Origin of the sequence: Lactococcus sp. FSL K6-0773, from assembly GCF_038006485.1 — a bacterium.
GTDB lineage: Bacteria > Bacillota > Bacilli > Lactobacillales > Streptococcaceae > Lactococcus > Lactococcus lactis.
Genome location: NZ_JBBOVF010000001.1, coordinates 686,060 through 702,929, shown reverse-complemented (window position 1 = coordinate 702,929; position 16,870 = coordinate 686,060). Strand labels below are relative to the sequence as shown.

At 34.9% G+C, this 16,870-nt stretch carries 15 protein-coding genes; 14 read left to right on the top strand and 1 reads right to left on the bottom strand.

All coding sequences use genetic code 11. The features are described 5' to 3' along the window. Positions 1–98: 98 nt before the first annotated feature. The 6 genes from MHB61_RS03370 (at position 99) to MHB61_RS03345 (ending at position 7,459) form a co-directional block, all read left to right on the top strand. On the top strand, positions 99–845 hold the full coding sequence (locus MHB61_RS03370; RefSeq protein WP_012897725.1) for a class A sortase: 747 nt from the start codon (positions 99–101) through the stop codon (positions 843–845). Between the two features lie 111 nt (positions 846–956). Then, complete coding sequence (locus MHB61_RS03365) at positions 957–2,396, top strand: transglutaminase-like domain-containing protein (RefSeq protein WP_021214542.1); 1,440 nt, start codon at positions 957–959, stop codon at positions 2,394–2,396. 14 nt (positions 2,397–2,410) lie between these two features. After that, complete coding sequence (locus MHB61_RS03360) at positions 2,411–2,692, top strand: hypothetical protein (protein ID WP_003132055.1); 282 nt, start codon at positions 2,411–2,413, stop codon at positions 2,690–2,692. A gap of 19 nt (positions 2,693–2,711) precedes the next feature. Beyond that, the gene (locus tag MHB61_RS03355; RefSeq protein ID WP_137015836.1) at positions 2,712–3,956 is read left to right on the top strand and encodes an XcbB/CpsF family capsular polysaccharide biosynthesis protein; all 1,245 of its coding nucleotides are present in this window, start codon (positions 2,712–2,714) and stop codon (positions 3,954–3,956) included. A gap of 121 nt (positions 3,957–4,077) precedes the next feature. Then, complete coding sequence (locus MHB61_RS03350) at positions 4,078–6,843, top strand: phosphatidylglycerol lysyltransferase domain-containing protein (protein ID WP_137015838.1); 2,766 nt, start codon at positions 4,078–4,080, stop codon at positions 6,841–6,843. Then, positions 6,830–7,459 carry a DUF998 domain-containing protein gene (locus MHB61_RS03345; protein WP_010905768.1) on the top strand — a complete coding sequence of 210 codons (630 nt, stop codon included), beginning with the start codon at positions 6,830–6,832 and terminating at the stop codon, positions 7,457–7,459. Before MHB61_RS03350 ends, MHB61_RS03345 begins: the two co-directional genes overlap by 14 nt. On the opposite strand, the gene MHB61_RS03340 is transcribed toward MHB61_RS03345, so the two are convergent. Beyond that, entirely contained in the window at positions 7,404–8,180 is a 777-nt protein-coding gene (locus tag MHB61_RS03340; protein WP_010905769.1) for a rhomboid-like protein, read from the bottom strand. The two genes, MHB61_RS03345 and MHB61_RS03340, sit on opposite strands and share 56 nt — an antisense overlap. A 156-nt stretch (positions 8,181–8,336) precedes the next feature. Here MHB61_RS03340 and pcrA point away from each other — a divergent pair, with 156 nt between their 5' ends. From pcrA to MHB61_RS03300, 8 genes are all read left to right on the top strand, one after another. Then, on the top strand, positions 8,337–10,613 hold the full coding sequence (gene pcrA / locus MHB61_RS03335) for a DNA helicase PcrA (protein WP_003132060.1): 2,277 nt from the start codon (positions 8,337–8,339) through the stop codon (positions 10,611–10,613). Positions 10,614–10,632: 19 nt separating this feature from the next. Further along, entirely contained in the window at positions 10,633–11,100 is a 468-nt protein-coding gene (locus tag MHB61_RS03330; RefSeq protein WP_003132061.1) for an 8-oxo-dGTP diphosphatase, read from the top strand. 45 nt (positions 11,101–11,145) lie between these two features. Beyond that, positions 11,146–11,718, top strand: a complete 573-nt coding sequence (locus MHB61_RS03325; RefSeq protein ID WP_014570578.1) for a DNA-3-methyladenine glycosylase I — start codon at positions 11,146–11,148, stop codon at positions 11,716–11,718. A gap of 77 nt (positions 11,719–11,795) precedes the next feature. Further along, entirely contained in the window at positions 11,796–12,254 is a 459-nt protein-coding gene (locus tag MHB61_RS03320) for a VOC family protein (protein ID WP_003132063.1), read from the top strand. Between the two features lie 164 nt (positions 12,255–12,418). Beyond that, positions 12,419–13,927 carry a flavocytochrome c gene (locus tag MHB61_RS03315; protein ID WP_003132064.1) on the top strand — a complete coding sequence of 503 codons (1,509 nt, stop codon included), beginning with the start codon at positions 12,419–12,421 and terminating at the stop codon, positions 13,925–13,927. A 170-nt stretch (positions 13,928–14,097) separates the two neighbouring features. Further along, positions 14,098–14,790 carry a hypothetical protein gene (locus MHB61_RS03310; RefSeq protein WP_003132066.1) on the top strand — a complete coding sequence of 231 codons (693 nt, stop codon included), beginning with the start codon at positions 14,098–14,100 and terminating at the stop codon, positions 14,788–14,790. A gap of 140 nt (positions 14,791–14,930) precedes the next feature. Then, complete coding sequence (gene truB / locus MHB61_RS03305; RefSeq protein WP_137015841.1) at positions 14,931–15,920, top strand: tRNA pseudouridine(55) synthase TruB; 990 nt, start codon at positions 14,931–14,933, stop codon at positions 15,918–15,920. Positions 15,921–15,950: 30 nt separating this feature from the next. After that, positions 15,951–16,853 carry a bifunctional riboflavin kinase/FAD synthetase gene (locus MHB61_RS03300; RefSeq protein WP_003132069.1) on the top strand — a complete coding sequence of 301 codons (903 nt, stop codon included), beginning with the start codon at positions 15,951–15,953 and terminating at the stop codon, positions 16,851–16,853. Positions 16,854–16,870 lie beyond the last annotated feature (17 nt).

Here is a 16,870-nt window from a genome sequence, read left to right as displayed (position 1 = left end):
CGCAAGATTTTTTTGTAAAACAATTAAAACTTTTGACTCAGAACTTAAAGCATGATACAATGAATAAAAAGAGTACACAAAAAGACAAGGTGGGTAAAATGGCAGAGCGTAAAAAAACTAAAAGAGGAAAATATAACTGGCTGTTAAATACATTTATTGTTCTTTTATTTATAGTAGGATTAGTCTTAATTTTTAATAAGCCAATTCGTAACATGTTGATTGCAACAAATAGTAATAAATATCAACTTCATAATGTTTCACAAGAAAAGATAGAAAAAAACAAAAAAGCTGATGTGAGTTTTGATTTTGCTGCGGTAAAATCAGTAGATTTTCAATCAGTCCTTACCAACCAGTTTAATAGTCAACCTCTACCTGTAATTGGTGGTATTGCAATTCCCGAATTAAATATCAATCTTCCTATCTTTAAAGGGGTTGGAAATACTTCACTTTTATATGGAGCGGGAACAATGAAAGCTGACGAAGTCATGGGTGAAGGTAACTATAGTTTGGCTGGTCATAATATGACTGGATTTACTTCTGACTTATCTATCTTATTCACTCCGTTAGAGAAAGCAAAAGCAGGAATGACAATTTATGTGACTGATAAAGATAATATTTATCAGTATAAAATTGATAAGATTGATGTAGTGACGCCAGAACATGTTGAAGTAATCAATGATAGTCCAGGTAAAAAAGAAATCACTTTAGTAACCTGTGCTGATGCTGAGGCAACTCATCGAATCATTGTACATGGAACTTTTGTAGATAAGACATCTTACGATAAAGCAACTGATACCATGAAAAATGCATTTGAAACCAAATATAATCAAATTAAAAATTTCTGATTTAAGAACTTCGTTATTATACGAAGTTTTTTTTATTTAATATAGCGATTGCAAAAGAAGGAAGATGATAGTATAATTATCTTGGTAAATAAAGTAAACAGAAGGAAACTTATGAAATTTATTTGTAAATTAAAGATTACTTATTCATTTACAGGGTTATTATTTATATGTTTGTTTACGCTTATAGCTATGTTTTCTCAAGAAAACAGCGTTAGTGCTGATAGCGTCCCAACACTAGTTACTAAGAACTTAACTGTATATGCTGTTAGTGGTGACTTTTATAATCACGCTAAAGAAGCAGTTGTAACTGCCATAGACTCTAAGGGGAACCGAGTAGAGGGAGTAGATTATTACAACGGGCCGATAAAGTATAGTATATCAACTGATGCTTTTGGTAATTGGGTTACAGATAAACCAGGTATATACTCGGTAACTTATTCTTTTGTTGACCCTTATACCAAAGCTTCAATTAGTCAGGAAGTTAAGGTTACTAGTGTTTCTTTATCGTCGTCGTCACTACCTATAAGTGAAATAGAAAATACATTAAATAAGAATGCGATTGTAGATGAGGACTCTGATAATAACGCTGTTTATGATAACTATAATGGAAATATACTAATGGCTTTTTATGCACATGACATATCATATATGACAAAAGGCTTTGAAGCCAGAGAAGAAAAAAATTATATTTTAACTGGCGGATATAAAAAATATAACTATAGCGAAAATGAATTGAAATCAGCAACCTCTCTTATGGAAGGTTTCAGTAACGTATTGGAAGGAAAAAATACTGATTTTGACAAAATAGAAGCAATAGAAGATTACGTTGATGATTTAATGACTTATGATCTTGCAGGTGCAGAACAAGATGGCACGGAAGCAAATAATATTATATCTGGTGCACGTTTAAATGAAATTGTTGGCAATGACCATGACCAATATTATGGTCAAGCGTTTAGTGCTTTTTTATCTGGCAAAGGTGATTGCATGCAGTATTCGATGCTTTCAGAACTTGGTTATATCTATGCTGGAATTCCAGCAGTGACAGAAATTAATAATGGAAATATACCTACTGATGGTTTTTACCTTTCCTTTGGAAATGGGGGACACGAGTGGAATGAGGTTCAAGTAAATGGACAATGGTACATTGCTGATGATACATGGGCCGATAATGATATACGTTGGAGAGGGCTTATAGGTATGGATAAACTTCCTACTCAGGATAAGATTGGAATAAATACATTAACAAATCAACCTTTATATTATCATACTGGTAATGTTCGGAAATTAACGTTAATGAATAAATCGATGATTAATCCAACCTTAACTACTCAGCCGATTACAACGATTTCTGGTAGTGGAAACTACCAAAATATTATGTATAATTCCATTGTGAATGCAGTTTATAGTGATGGTAGTTTAGTTCCGCAATCAGAAATACACTTTTGTGTCCCCACTATAACTGTCGATGGATTGAGTTATTGGGCAACAGATTATACTGGAGTTCATAATGTTAATTTCAATTTTAAAGACCCAAACACGGGGATATAATTACTTCAACAGTATTGGTAACTACTGTTAGTCCAATTTTACTTACCACAACCGTTAGTGCAGCTTCTGGCAGTGGAAATTATGAAAAAGTGATGTATAACGCCATAGTGAATGCTAAGTATAGTAATGGAACTCAAGTCCCTCTGTCTTCTATCCATTACCTTGTTCCAACTATAATTGTTGATGGACAAACTCATTGGGCTACCGATTATCCTGGCAACTACAATATTCAATTTAATTTCACAGACATTACAGGACAAATCGTAAAAGCAAATGCAACAGTCATCATAAATTAAACAAAAAGGGAAAAACAAAATGAATGAAGAATTATATAATTTTTTACTGGGAAAAATATTTTATTTTTGTCAATTGCCAAGCTATACAAAATGGGGAATCTGGTTATTTGAACCTGACGGTAAGATAAAAGGAATGCATAGTGACTTTGAACAAACATGGAAAATTGAAAATGGGCGGCTATTAATTTTAGATAGTCAAGGGCACATCACTTGTATTTTTGAAGGTCAGATAGAAAAAATGCAAAAAAGTCATTTGCTTCGTCCAGGAATGGAACATTTTCAAGTTGCTTTGATTGCTACTGATTTAATCGGTTATGATTATTTTGATAGCCTTTGCCCGATTGAAAATGATTTAGTTGCAGCATGTATGGAAACAGGGTCAGTGGCAAATGAAAAACTACGTCAGCTTCTTTTAGAAGATAAAACCATTGACGGTTATTATGCCGGTCGGGCTTATGCTGTTAAGAGAAAAGATTTAGAAATTGGATTAAAGCAATATAAAGGAGTTTTTTATGATTTAGAGCTTTCGCAAAACCAGCCTGATTTTTTTACTAAAAAACTTTTGGTTTGGTTCCCAGGACTATTGAGCTACAATCACGGGAATGCTCGGGAAAACTTCTTTCCTAATCCTTTTGAAGGAATTACAGGCTATATTGCTAAAAATACAGTGGTATTAAGAATTGCCGATAGTAATTTAATTAATGGTTCTTATTATCTCAACACTCCCAATTTTAGAGATTATGAACAAAATATTCAGGAATTAATCGCAAAAACAGCCGAAGAAGAAGGGATACTTAGGGAGAATATACTATGTGCCGGTTCTTCCCGCGGGGGTATGGGTGCACTTTACCATGGATTACTTGGAAATTATGCACTTGTATCAATGGATCCTGTTGTAGATCGTAGTCCCTGGTTGCAATCTGCTGATGTTCAATTAATGTTTGATTGTATTCCTGTTTCATTCGTAGATAAGCTCAATCAATTATTGGAAAAAACAAATTTATCAGCTGAAAAAATACAAGTAATAACAAGCCCTCAAGTTCCGATTACTTATCCATTTATTATTCAGTTAAAAATTTGGAAGTTAGCACTTAAAACTTATCGTATGAAGTTGACAGATGAACAATTTGATTATCAGCCCTATGGTGGGAAAATGCATGGAGATTTTGTAAATCGTAATATCCCCCTGCTCTTGATGAAAATTAATGAATTTCTTTATGGATGCGATTCAATAGAGAATACGATAGATGAAAAAACCTTGTAAATAATCAAGGTTTTTGATTATCCTCCAAATATAAAAATGGATGAAAAATTATTGAAAAAATGATATGATAACGACATATATTAATTATTTTTGGATAAAAGTTATTTGATAGAAGGAAGTTATGAAAAATAAAAAATCAGCTAAAGTTAAGCAAGATAAGGTAAAACAAAGATTAAAACGAGTAAAACCATGGCAGGATAAGTCTGCAAAACTTCTCGGGCATTTATTACAATTTGCCTCAATTTATGCTTTAATAGTTGGGATTGTCGGCTGGTTGATGCCTCCTGTTCAAAAACTATTATCTGGTTTCCTCTATCTTTTTGCCCTTCCTACCGATTTTAGTATTTTTAATGCAATTGTTCTATTTATTTTAGCAAGCTCAATTCGACACCGGAGAAGATTGGCACTTTGGATAGAAATTATCTATTTCCAATTAGCTTTTGTTGCATTTGGTCTTATTTTCTTATTGGCCTATTTCTTTGGACTTGTGACCAAAGAAGCACTTGACATGTCACAATTTTCTATCTTCTCACTTTTATTTGTTATTCTCGGAGTAGTTGTTTCTCTTGCGACAGCTGTATTAATGATTTTATCTCGAAATGCCTTCCCAACAAAAATTGTGAATGGCTCTTGGTGGAAAGGTATAATTATTGCGGCTGTAGGATTTGTCTGCTCTATTATTGGCGGAGTATTCGTTTCATTTTTAACTTTCCATGGTTCTGTATCCTTAGCTCAAAGAATTGCTTACGTTTTTAGAGAATCTGTCAGTGATTTCCGTTACCTTCTTCCTTTTGGTCAGGAAATTTTCCCGTACAGCTCTGGAAATAATATTTGGGTCAGTACTACAATTTCAGTCATAATGCTTCTTGGTTTTATCAGCGCATTTCTCATATTCACGCGCTCTACTCAAAAAGAACTTTCGGCAAATGCGAAACAAGAACTAGCAATCCGTCAGCTAATTCTAGATTATGGTGATAATGACTCACTTGCATACTTTGCGACTCGCAGAGATAAGAAAGCTATCTTTTCTAAAAATAAAAAAGCTGCCATCACTTATCATCTTTTTGGAGATGTTTTGTTAGCCAGCGGCGACCCAATCGGAGATGAAAAATCATGGAAAAGTGCGGGAGAAGCATTTCTCAACCTTGCACGAGCACAGGGCTGGACACCAGGCGTTATTGGCTCCTCTGAAGCAGGAGCAAAAATGTACGCTCAATTAGGGCTGAACGCAACTGTATTCGGGGATGAAGCGGTCGTTATCGTTCGTGACTTTTCTATTGAAAATCCAGCCATGCATGATGTTGCACAAGTTATGCGTCGTGCAAAAAGAGAAAACTATCAAGTCAAGATTCGTCGCCAGGCTGAAATTCCTGCTACAGAACTTAGTGATTTAACCAAATTAACAGAACAATGGCGAAATGGTGATGAACGTGGTTATTCAATGGCTTCAAGTCGATTTGGTGATCCAACAGACCAACAAATAATGATTGTAACAGCATCCGATGCTGCTGGAAAAGTTCAAGGAATTTTATCCTTTGTTCCGGTGGGGTCAGATAAACTGTCGCTTGATACGATGAGACGTTCTCCTGAGGCAATGAATGGAGCTGTCACTTTCATGATTAGCAGTTTGATAGAAGCAGCTAAAGAAAAAGAGATAAGCGAAATTAGTTTAAACTTTGCAGCAGCACGGCAATTCTTCATTAACGGAGAAACATTGCAAGCCAATGCCTTAGATAAAGCGGCACGAACTGTAATGAAATTCTTTTCGCGTTGGTACCAATTGGAATCACTTTATCGTTCAAATGATATTTACTTGCCAGAATGGCGAACTCGTTATATTTGTTATGATAATGGCGGTTCTCTTACTTCAGTTCTTTTTGCAATTGGCCAAGCTGAAGGATTTGTTCCGACGAATATCTTTTCTAAAATCAAAAGTTTCTTTTCACGAGATTATGACCCTAGAACAGAAAATCGCTGGTGGAAAAAATCAGATTTCATCAAAAAGGTTCATCGACTTGAAGAAAATAAACGATTGGAATTATTGAATGAAGCTGGTCATGATGACAGTTATCTAAAAAAATTAAATGATCTTAGAGAAAATGGCATTCCACCATTTAGTCTTCCCGATAGCGAAACTGAATCAGTAGAAACCCTTAGAAATAAATTTGAATCAGTTGATGAATTTGATGAAAAAGAATATAGCATTCATGGGAAGTTAATTAGTTTGCGTGGCCGAGGCGCAATGCAATTTGCAGATTTGGCAGATAATCAAGCAAAAATTCAATTGGTTATAAAACGTGACACTCTTAATGAATATGCTGAATTAGAAAATCGTTTAGAAAATTTTGCAATATGGAAAAAAGATGTGACCATTGGTGATAGAGTATTGGTTAAAGGAAATCTGATGCGCACGCAAACAGGTGAATTGAGTCTACGGGTTAACTCATGGAAAATGCTTTCTAAAACACTAAGAGAACTGACAGATATCGAAAAAATAGACCATACAAAATTTATTGAACGGACAGAATATTTATCAAGAATTAGAAGAGATTTGCTATCAAACAGATTTGTTGAAGTAGATAAGCAGGATTATTTGGCATTGGCTGCGGGATATGATAAGGTATTTTCTATTCAGAATTCAAAAGTAACAGTTTTATGGGCTTATCAATCAATTGAATCCTTAAAGAACCTTCTTAGTAATCTACTTGAAGATGAAGTTCTAATGGATTTATCAGAAGTTTTTCCAGACCCTGAAGCTAATGAAGATGCTTTGCCAGAGTTAAAAAGAGCGCTCAGTTATGGTTTGCCTGCTTTTGCAATGGCAGAGTTCTATTTACCAACTGAAGCAGCTGATTTAGGAGTAGATTCAGAAAATGAAAAAAAGTAATTACTTAATCATTATTGCTATTTGTGCTGCCTTATTGTACAATGCTTGGATTCTTGCATTTTGGTTAAATCCAACTGTAGTTAACTCAAGTCTTTTGAGTGGACTTTCTGCACTTGATCAACCTTATCATCAATTATTCACCTTAACAGATATTCTTTTCGCTTGTTTTTCTTTGATACTTGCGTGGGGACTTTTTAAACAAAATGAAAGAGAAGACAAACGTCTTCTCATAATTTTTCTTTCGATTGCGGGATTTGGTGCAGCAACAGGCTTAGCTACACTTTTTCCTTATGCTGATATTGCTCACAGTGAGGGAATTCCTAATCCTCTTAAAGCACCTGAACTCTTTTTACATGACGGATTAAGTGTTTTAGCCTTATTATTTATTCTTACAGGAGTGATTTTTTCACTTTTAGTTTATCGAAATAAATTTGTTTTCCTTTTGGCCATTGCTTTTGTAATTACAACTTTGCTTTCTTTCATTGCGGGTGCAATTCCTCAGTTAGTAGGCCCTCTTGGTCAGCAGATTAATGGGGTGCTTGGTGGTATATGGTTAGTCTTTATTTGTTGGAGAGTTCTGAACGACATTTCAAAAGAAGTTCGTAAGGAGAACTGACCGTACGCACAGGTGATAATTTAAGGAGTAATCTAGCAGAAATAAAGCCAAAAAAAGCCGCAAATAGATGACCCATATCCCAAATACTATGTTCAACGAATAACGGAAGTAAGATAAATAGTCCTAAAATTATAAGTCCAATATAAAACATTCGTTTTCTCATTATAAGGATGGCAGCAGCGCAACCAGCAACTAAAATATATGAAACACCAACATCAGTTGCCATTGCTAAAGAACTGGGAGCACGTCCGCTATTTATTGCCCAAAGTTCAAGAAAAATAGTAGTGAGACTGGCTAAAATATGACCAGACAATGTGATGACAATCATTCTTGGTGAACCATATTTTCGTTCTGCCCAAGCAATAACGGTCCAAAAAAGGACAACATAAATGAGGAGACCTGCTCCGTTATCCGCAACCCAAAAAGCACTATCAAAAAAAGTAGAGATTGGTTTATCAGAAACTCTGGCTATACTTGTTGAAGAATGGTTCGTTAGAATGTTAATTAAGTGTTGCGGTGCAGTTCTTTGAACTAGCGTAAAAGCGCAAAAAATGGCGGTATAGGTAAATGTTGCAGGAGCTGACTGAAGCCATTTTGAAAGAAAATGAGTATAGACAGATAATTTTCGAACCTCATCGTGAATTTTACGAGAAAAATGAGCTAAAAATTTTAAAAAATACCAAGTACAACATAAAATTAATACAGTTGATAAAAAAATCATAATTTATTCCTTTTCTTTTTATTATACCATTAAAGCTTATGGAGGGGTTAGCATATTTATTAGGCTTAGACCATAAAAATAGAAGATTATAAGAGGCTCGCATTAAGTGATTTACTTATGATATAATTAATAATGATTTGCAGCTAGGAGAATAAAATGAATCCACTATTACAAGGAATGAACGAAAAACAAGCAGAAGCGGTCCAAACTACAGAAGGGCCTTTATTGATTATGGCAGGAGCTGGTTCGGGTAAGACTCGTGTCTTAACTCATCGAATTGCTTACTTAATTGATGAAAAAATGGTTAATCCTTGGAATATTTTAGCGATTACCTTTACAAATAAAGCAGCAAAAGAAATGCGGGAGCGTGCTTTATCACTTACTCCAAGAGCACAAGATACATTAATTGCGACCTTTCACTCAATGTGTGTAAGAATTTTGAGACGTGATGCCGATCATATTGGTTATAATCGTAATTTTACAATTATAGATCCAGGGGACCAAAAATCGTTGATGAAACGAATTTTGAAAGAAGCTAATTTAGATCCTAAAAAATGGGAACCCAAAGGGCTTTTAAATGCGATTTCAAATGCTAAAAATGATTTATTAGATGAATCAGCTTATGAAGCTCAAACAAGCGCTAGACATCCATATGAAATGGTTGTTGCGCGTGTTTATAAGATTTACCAAAAAGAATTACGAAAAGCAGAATCAATGGATTTTGACGATTTAATCATGCAGACGTTGCGCCTTTTTGATGAAAACCCGGATGTCCTTTCTTACTATCAAGGAAAATTTCAATATATTCATGTTGATGAGTATCAAGATACCAACCATGCACAATATCAGTTGGTTAAACTTTTAGCCAGTCGTTTTCAAAATATCTGTGTCGTTGGGGATGCTGACCAATCAATCTATGGTTGGCGCGGAGCAGATATGCAAAATATCTTAGACTTTGAAAAAGATTATCCAAAAGCTAAAGTTGTTTTGCTTGAAGAAAATTACCGCTCAACAAAAACAATTCTTGATGCGGCAAACAATGTTATAAAAAATAATTTAAAACGTCGACCAAAAGAACTCTGGACGCAAAATGATGCTGGAGATAAGATTGTTTATTTCCGCGCTGGAAATGAACAAGAAGAAGCAAATAAGGTTTCTGAAATTATCACATCAGGCATTCGTTCAGGACGTTCTTATGCTGACTATGCTGTGCTTTATCGGACTAATGCTCAGTCTCGGACAATTGAAGATTCTTTTGTTAAATCTAATATTCCCTATACAATGGTTGCGGGAACTAAATTCTACTCACGTAAGGAAATTCGTGATGTTATTGCTTACTTAAATGTAGTAGCAAATCCAGCGGATAATATGAGTTTTGAACGAATTGTTAATGAACCTAAACGAGGAGTCGGTCCGGGGGCATTAGAAAAATTACGTCGTTTTGCTGACAGTCGTGGACTTTCTTTAGCAGATTCAAGTTTTGATATTATGTTATCCGATATTCGTGGAAAAGCGGCTGGTGAGATTTATAATTTGGCAATGGCCTTTGATTTGTTGAGAACCCATAGTGAAAGTTCAACAATCACAGAATTAGTTGAAGAAATGTTAGAGCGTACTGGCTATGTCAAAGCTTTGCAAATGATGCCAAGTATCGAAAATCAAGCACGAATTGAAAATATTGAAGAATTCTTGTCAGTAACTAAAGGGTTTGATGAAAAATCAGAAATTCCTCTAGATGAAGAAACGGGAGAGCCAATTGTTGAAACTGGATTAGATAAGTTGAGCCGTTTCCTTAACGAAGTTAGTTTGCTTTCTGAAACAGATGCTTATGAGGAAGAATCTGACCAAGTAACAATGATGACCCTGCATGCGGCAAAAGGTTTGGAATTTCCAATTGTTTTCTTAATTGGAATGGAAGAAAACATTTTTCCTTTATCACGGGTAAATGAAGATATTGATGAGTTGGAAGAAGAACGTCGTTTGGCTTATGTTGGAATTACACGGGCAGAAGAAACGCTCTACTTAATGAATGCCAATCAACGTGTGCTTTATGGTAAAACGAATTATAATCGTCCCAGCCGTTTTATTTCGGAAATTGATGATGAATTACTAGAATATGCTGGGATTGCTCGTAAAGCAAATTCAAGCTTCAATGCTTCTTATAAATCTGGTGGTTTTGCCAGTGGGATCTCGATGTCAGATGCGCTTCATCAAAGAAAAGCAGTCATTAATCCAACTGCAGCTCAAGCGACGATTAATAATTCTGAAACAGAAGATTGGCAAATTGGCGATACAGCGATTCACCGTAAATGGGGCGAAGGTATGGTATTAGGAATTTCTGGTTCTGGTAAAAATATGGAACTCAAGATTAATTTCCCAGAAGTCGGAATGAAACGTTTATTAGCAGCAATGGCTCCAATTGAGAAAAAATAGAAAAAGTAGTGAAAAAATAATGACTTATCATGAGTTAGAACAAGTCGAATTGACAAATATGTGTGCCATTATTGACGAAAAAAACCATAAAGTTCTTGTTCAAGAGCGTAAAAAATCATGGACTGGAATTGCTTTTCCTGGAGGACATCTGGAAAAAGGTGAGGCTCTTGTTCCGTCAACAATAAGAGAGATTAAGGAAGAAACTGGACTTGATATCACAAATTTAAAACTTTGTGGAGTTAAGGATTGGTTTGAACCTGAGAAGAACAGAAGATATATGGTTTTTCTTTATTCAACAACAGAATTCTCTGGTCAATTAATTAATGAAACAGATGAAGGAAAAGTTTTTTGGCAAGATATTAATCAATTAGCGAATTTGAATCTTGCAAGTAGTTTTCTTGAAATGGCAGACATGATGCTTCACTCAACTTACTCAGAATTTGTTTATGAGATTGATGGAGAGCATTGGGAAAAGAAATTTTATTGATTTTGCATAATAACTATTATGTAAAGTGATTGGATAGAGGTAGAAATGACTGAATTAAGAAGATGTAATTGGTGTTTGTCAACTGATAAAATGATTCATTATCATGATACTTATTGGGGAGTCCCTTTACATAATGATCAGGAACTTTTTGCAAAATTGGTCCTTGATTTAAATCAAGCAGGGCTTTCTTGGGCAACAATATTAAATAAACAAGAAAATTTTTATGAAGCTTTTGATAATTTTGAAATTGAAAAAATAGCAGTATATGACGAGAATAAAGAACAAGAACTTTTACAAAATGCGGGAATTATCAGAAATAAATTAAAGGTTAAAGCGGCGATTGTTAATGCTCAAAAAGTTTTAGAAATTCAAAAAGAATTTGGCTCCTTTAATAAGTACATCTGGTCATTTACTGACGGAAAAGTTTTACAGCATCAAGTTAATGATGAGTCAGAAATTCCAGCAACAAATGAACTTTCTGACAAAATGAGTAAAGATATGAAGAAACGCGGTTTTAAATTTACAGGTTCAACGGTTATCTATGCTTTCTTGCAAGCTGTAGGAGTGATTAATGATCACGCAGATTATTGTTATAGACAAGCAGAATTAATGGATTGAAGCGCTTTCTTGTGGTAAACTGGTTATAGAATTAAAGTTGTAATTACTATAAAATTTTATCAGAAAAGGAGCTTACTATGGCTAATATTCACCCTTATCTTACTTTTAATAATACGAAGGAAGCATTAGATTATTATAAAGATGTTCTTGGAGCGACAAATATTTCACGACTGCCTCTGGCTGAAGAACAAGCTGAACAATTTGGGGTTCCAATTGAGAAGGCTTCAGATTTAACAATGCATTCTCAATGTGACATTCTAGGTTCAACCATTATGGCTGCGGATAATTTTATGAAAGTTGATCCTCTTGTTTATGATTCCATTTCAATTTTAATTGATTTAGATTCGGAAGACGAACAAGCGGTCTCACAAGCAGATGCTTTTTGGAATAAGGCTGTTGAATCGGGGACAGTCACTGTTAATTTACCTTTTGAAAATCAATTCTGGGGTGGAAAAATGGGTGATTTTACTGACAAGTACGGAGTGCGTTGGATGCTACATGCTCAGCCTTATTCTAAGTTACAATCGAACTCATAAATCTTTATAAGTAAAAATGGAAAGTACTGACGATTCTGTCAGTACTTTTTGTGATTTATTCTGAAAATATTTTTAATGACAGCTAAAAATTTTATAGATATTTGGAAAGTTGCTAAAAATTTGTTATAATAACTATGTGAATTTTAACACAAAAGGAGTAATTTATGAAAATTTGGACTAAACTAGGCTTGCTAACGCTTGTGGGCCTCTCTTTGACTTCTTGTGGGAGTAATACAAAGAATACAAAAGGACAATCAAGTTCGTCTCAGAAAGTTGAAACCTCGGCTGGTGCAAGTAAATCAAACATCTATGCTGATCCTTCTACTTTAAGTGATAAATACGATGTGATTATTGTTGGTTCTGGTGGGGCTGGAATGACTGCAGCAATTGAAGCAAAAGATGCTGGAATGAATCCAGTCATTTTAGAAAAAATGCCAATTGCTGGTGGAAATACTTCAAAAGCCTCAGCTGGTTTGAACGCATCAGAAACATCAGTCGAAAAAGCACAAGGTGTCGCTGATTCAAATGATAAATTTTATGAAGAAACGCTCAAAGGTGGTGGTGGTACGAATGACAAGGCACTCCTTCGTTATTTTGTTGACCACTCGGCTGGTGCTGTTGATTGGTTAAATACAAATGGAATTGTTTTAGATAATTTAACTACGACAGGGGGAATGTCAGTTTCAAGAACTCACCGACCACATGATGGTTCAGCAGTTGGTGGTTATTTGGTAAAAGGTCTTGAAGAAAATATTACCAAACGAAATATTCCCTTATTTGTAAATAGTGATGTTACCAAAATTACTGAAAAAGATGGTAAAGTATCTGGAGTTAAAGTTAAGATTGAGGGTGAAACTAAAGATATTTCTTCTAAAGCAGTCGTTGTTACAACAGGTGGATTCGGTGCAAATAAGAAAATGATTGCAAAATATCGTCCTGACCTTAAAGATTATGTGACAACAAATGCGGCTGGTTCAACTGGTGACGGAATTACTATGATTTCAGAACTTGGTGGGGAATTAGTTGACATGGATAAAATTCAAATTCATCCAACTGTATTCCAAAAAACAGGTTATCTTGTTTCAGAATCAATTCGTGGTGAAGGGGCGATTCTTGTAAATCAAAAAGGGAAACGTTTCTTTAATGAAATGGATACTCGTGATAAAGTTTCTGCTGCTGAACTTAAACAACCAGGAAAATATTCTTATGTTATTTTTGGAGAAGGAACTAAAGATAAAGTAAAAGCAGTTGAACAGTATATATCTAAAGATATGGTCGTTGAAGCTGACAGTATCAAGGGACTTGCTGACAAGCTCGACATTAATGAAAAAGCACTGACTTCAACAATTGATGGTTGGAACAAAGCTGTATCAACTAAAAAAGATGAAGACTTTGGTCGTACAACAGGAATGACTACTGAAGTATCAGGTAAGTATTATGCCATTAAAGTGGCTCCAGGAATTCACCATACAATGGCTGGGGTAAAAATTAATACAAATACTCAAGTCTTGAAAAAAGATGGTAGTCCAATTCAAGGATTATATGCTGCCGGAGAAGTTACAGGTGGTCTCCATGGTGGTAACCGCATTGGTGGTAACGCTGTTGCTGATATTGTTATCTTTGGACGACAAGCTGGAACTCAATCTGCGGCCTATGCTAAAACAAGCAATTAATATTTACTTATAAGTAGTTATTAAGAATAAAAGTTACTGACGGAGTATTTGTCAGTAACTTTTTGTATTATTAAGATTGATTAAAGGTAAATTCTTTGAAATAGATAAGAAAATTAAGTATAATTTAATTATGAAAAAGTATTTTTCAAGCTTTATTAAGGAGGCTTTTTATGGCAAAACATTCAAAAGCGAGTTCAAAAAACAGCAAAAAAGTAATTGCAATTGCCAGTTTGGCAGTCATTTTAGTAGTTGCTCTCGGAATCATTGCTTATCAAGTTTTTTATCCTCATAAAACTCCTGATAAGTCAGCCTCTTTTGCACAAACAAGATCGACAAAAGTAAGTAAGAGCACAAGTAGTAAATCACAAAGCTCTAGTACAACGAGTGATTCAACTCAAGAATCAACTTCCGCTTCAAGTAGTTCAAAGACTTCGGCATCTTCAAGTAATGACTCTCCAAAAAGCTGGTCAACTCTAACTGGAAAGCAGCAAGATGCAGTTTATGCCCAATGGGTTAATAATGCTCAAGGCAAATTTGATGTTTATACTGGAGAATCTTACTTAACTTATCTTGTTAATGTAGGTTCAAATGGCGTATCCACGTATTCTGACCCTGTAAATGTTATCCAAAATACAGCACGTATTCAACAAAATGCTGATGGAACCTATTATTTACAAGTTCCTGATCCAACGCAGACAGGTTTAAGAATGGCACAGGATCCATGGCCAATGGTTAAATGGCAAACTAAAGAAACACTGACAGGTGCGCAACTTGTAGCTAAATATGGTTCGGATGCTTCGCTCAATAGTGGTAGTTCACAAATCAAATCAATAAATGCCACAAAAGTTCCAACAGGAAATTAAGTATAAAAAAAGATTGACTTTGGTCAGTCTTTTTTAGTCAGAGAAATTATTGACATTCTGTCAGTAATTTTTTTTATGGAAAGGACCAATCATAAAGACTGTAAGTGATTTTTTAGTCAAAAAATGCTATAATTTTCAGGATGAATGAAAATTTAAATGGCATTTTAAATGTCTATAAAGAAGCGGGCTGGACATCTTTTGATGTTGTAGCCAAACTTCGTGGTATTTTAAAAACAAAAAAAATTGGACATGGTGGAACTTTGGACCCTTCTGTGACAGGCGTTTTGCCAGTGGCCGTTGGAAAATCGACGCGGTTATTAGAATACATGGAAGCGGCAGGTAAAATTTACGAAGGTGAAGTTACTATTGGTTTTTCAACGAAAACCGAAGATGCTGACGGGGAAATTGTTAGTAAAACGCCAGTAGAACGGGAGCTGACAGAGTCTGAAATTGACTCAGTAATGAAAAATTTTATTGGAAAAATAAAGCAAATTCCTCCAATGTATTCAGCCGTAAAAATTAACGGAAAAAAATTGTATGAATATGCCAGAGCTGGTCAGACAGTTGACCGTCCGACAAGAGAGATTACAATCAAATCATTTGTCAGAACAAGTCCCGTGATGACTGATGAAGCGGCAGGTTTGGTAAGCTTTTCTTTCAAAGTTGAGTGCAGTAAAGGAACCTATGTCCGAACATTAGCAGTAGATTTAGCAGAGCAACTTGGTTATGCAGGACATATGTCAAAATTGCAAAGAACAGCAAGTAATGGACTGATGATTAAAGATGCTGTCAAACTCTCAGAGATTGAAGTAGCAATGGAGGCAGGAGAGCTTTCTAGCTTAATGTACCCAGCAGAATATGCTGTCAGTGATTTGCCAAGAGTAAATTTGACTGCTGATCAGTTTGAAATGGCACGAGTTGGAAAAAAATTTGCTGAGGATGATTGGGTTACAGATGAAACTACTGACAGCCCTGTCATTAAGTCTAATAAAAGTGAATTTTTACTGACAGACTTGTCAGAACTGACAAGAGATAAATTTGCAGCCTTTTATGATGATAAATTAATTGCTGTTTACATGAAACATCCAGAAAAAGCAGGAATTTGGAAACCAAATAAAGTATTGGTTTAATTCTTAGCAATATGAGCCAAAGTGAGAAAAATGGAAATATTAGAATTTAATGATGAACTAAAATTTGATGAAGAACTTATCCTTGTCCTCGGTTATTTTGATGGATTACACCGAGGACATCAAAGTCTTTTTACAGAAGCTAAAAAAATTGCGGCGGTATTGAATTTAAAAATAGCTGTTTTTACCTTTCCGGAAAAACCAACATTAACCTTCAACAAATTTGAGCCTGAAATGCTTTTGAAATTAACTTCAGATGAAAAACGAGCAGATCTCTTTGCTGAAAATGGGGTAGATTACCTTGTATTTAAAGATTTCACTTCTAATTTTGCTCATCAAACTTCAACTGAATTCGCAGAAAGTGTCGTCAAAAGATTTAATCCCAAAGTGGTGATTACAGGATTTGATTATACGACAGGTTCTGATATGAAAAATCTCAAGTCAACGGAAGACTACCGTGTGGTCATCATGCCGGAAAAAGCGGATGAACATGGAAAAATTTCATCGACACGGATTAGAAAAGCAGTTGAAGAAGGTGATATTGCACAAGCAAATGAACTTTTAGGTTATTCTTATGAAACAAGAGGCCTTGTTGTTCATGGTTTTGCCCGCGGAAGACAACTGGGCTATCCAACAGCAAATCTAGTAATTAAAGATTACGTTCATTTGCCAGCTGTTGGAGTTTATACCTGTGATGTCATTTTTGCTGGAGAACGTCATCGTGGCTTTGCTTCAATTGGATATAATGATACTTTTAACGGGACTGAAAAAACAGTTGAAGTTCATATTTTTGATTTTAATGGAGAAATTTATGGTGAAAAATTGACTGTTTTATGGCTAGATAAAATTCGCGATATGATTAAATTTGATGGGATAGATCAATTAATTAAACAAATGAAAGAAGACGAGCAAATTGCTCGTGATTTCAAAGCGTAAATAAACTGTAAGTAAAT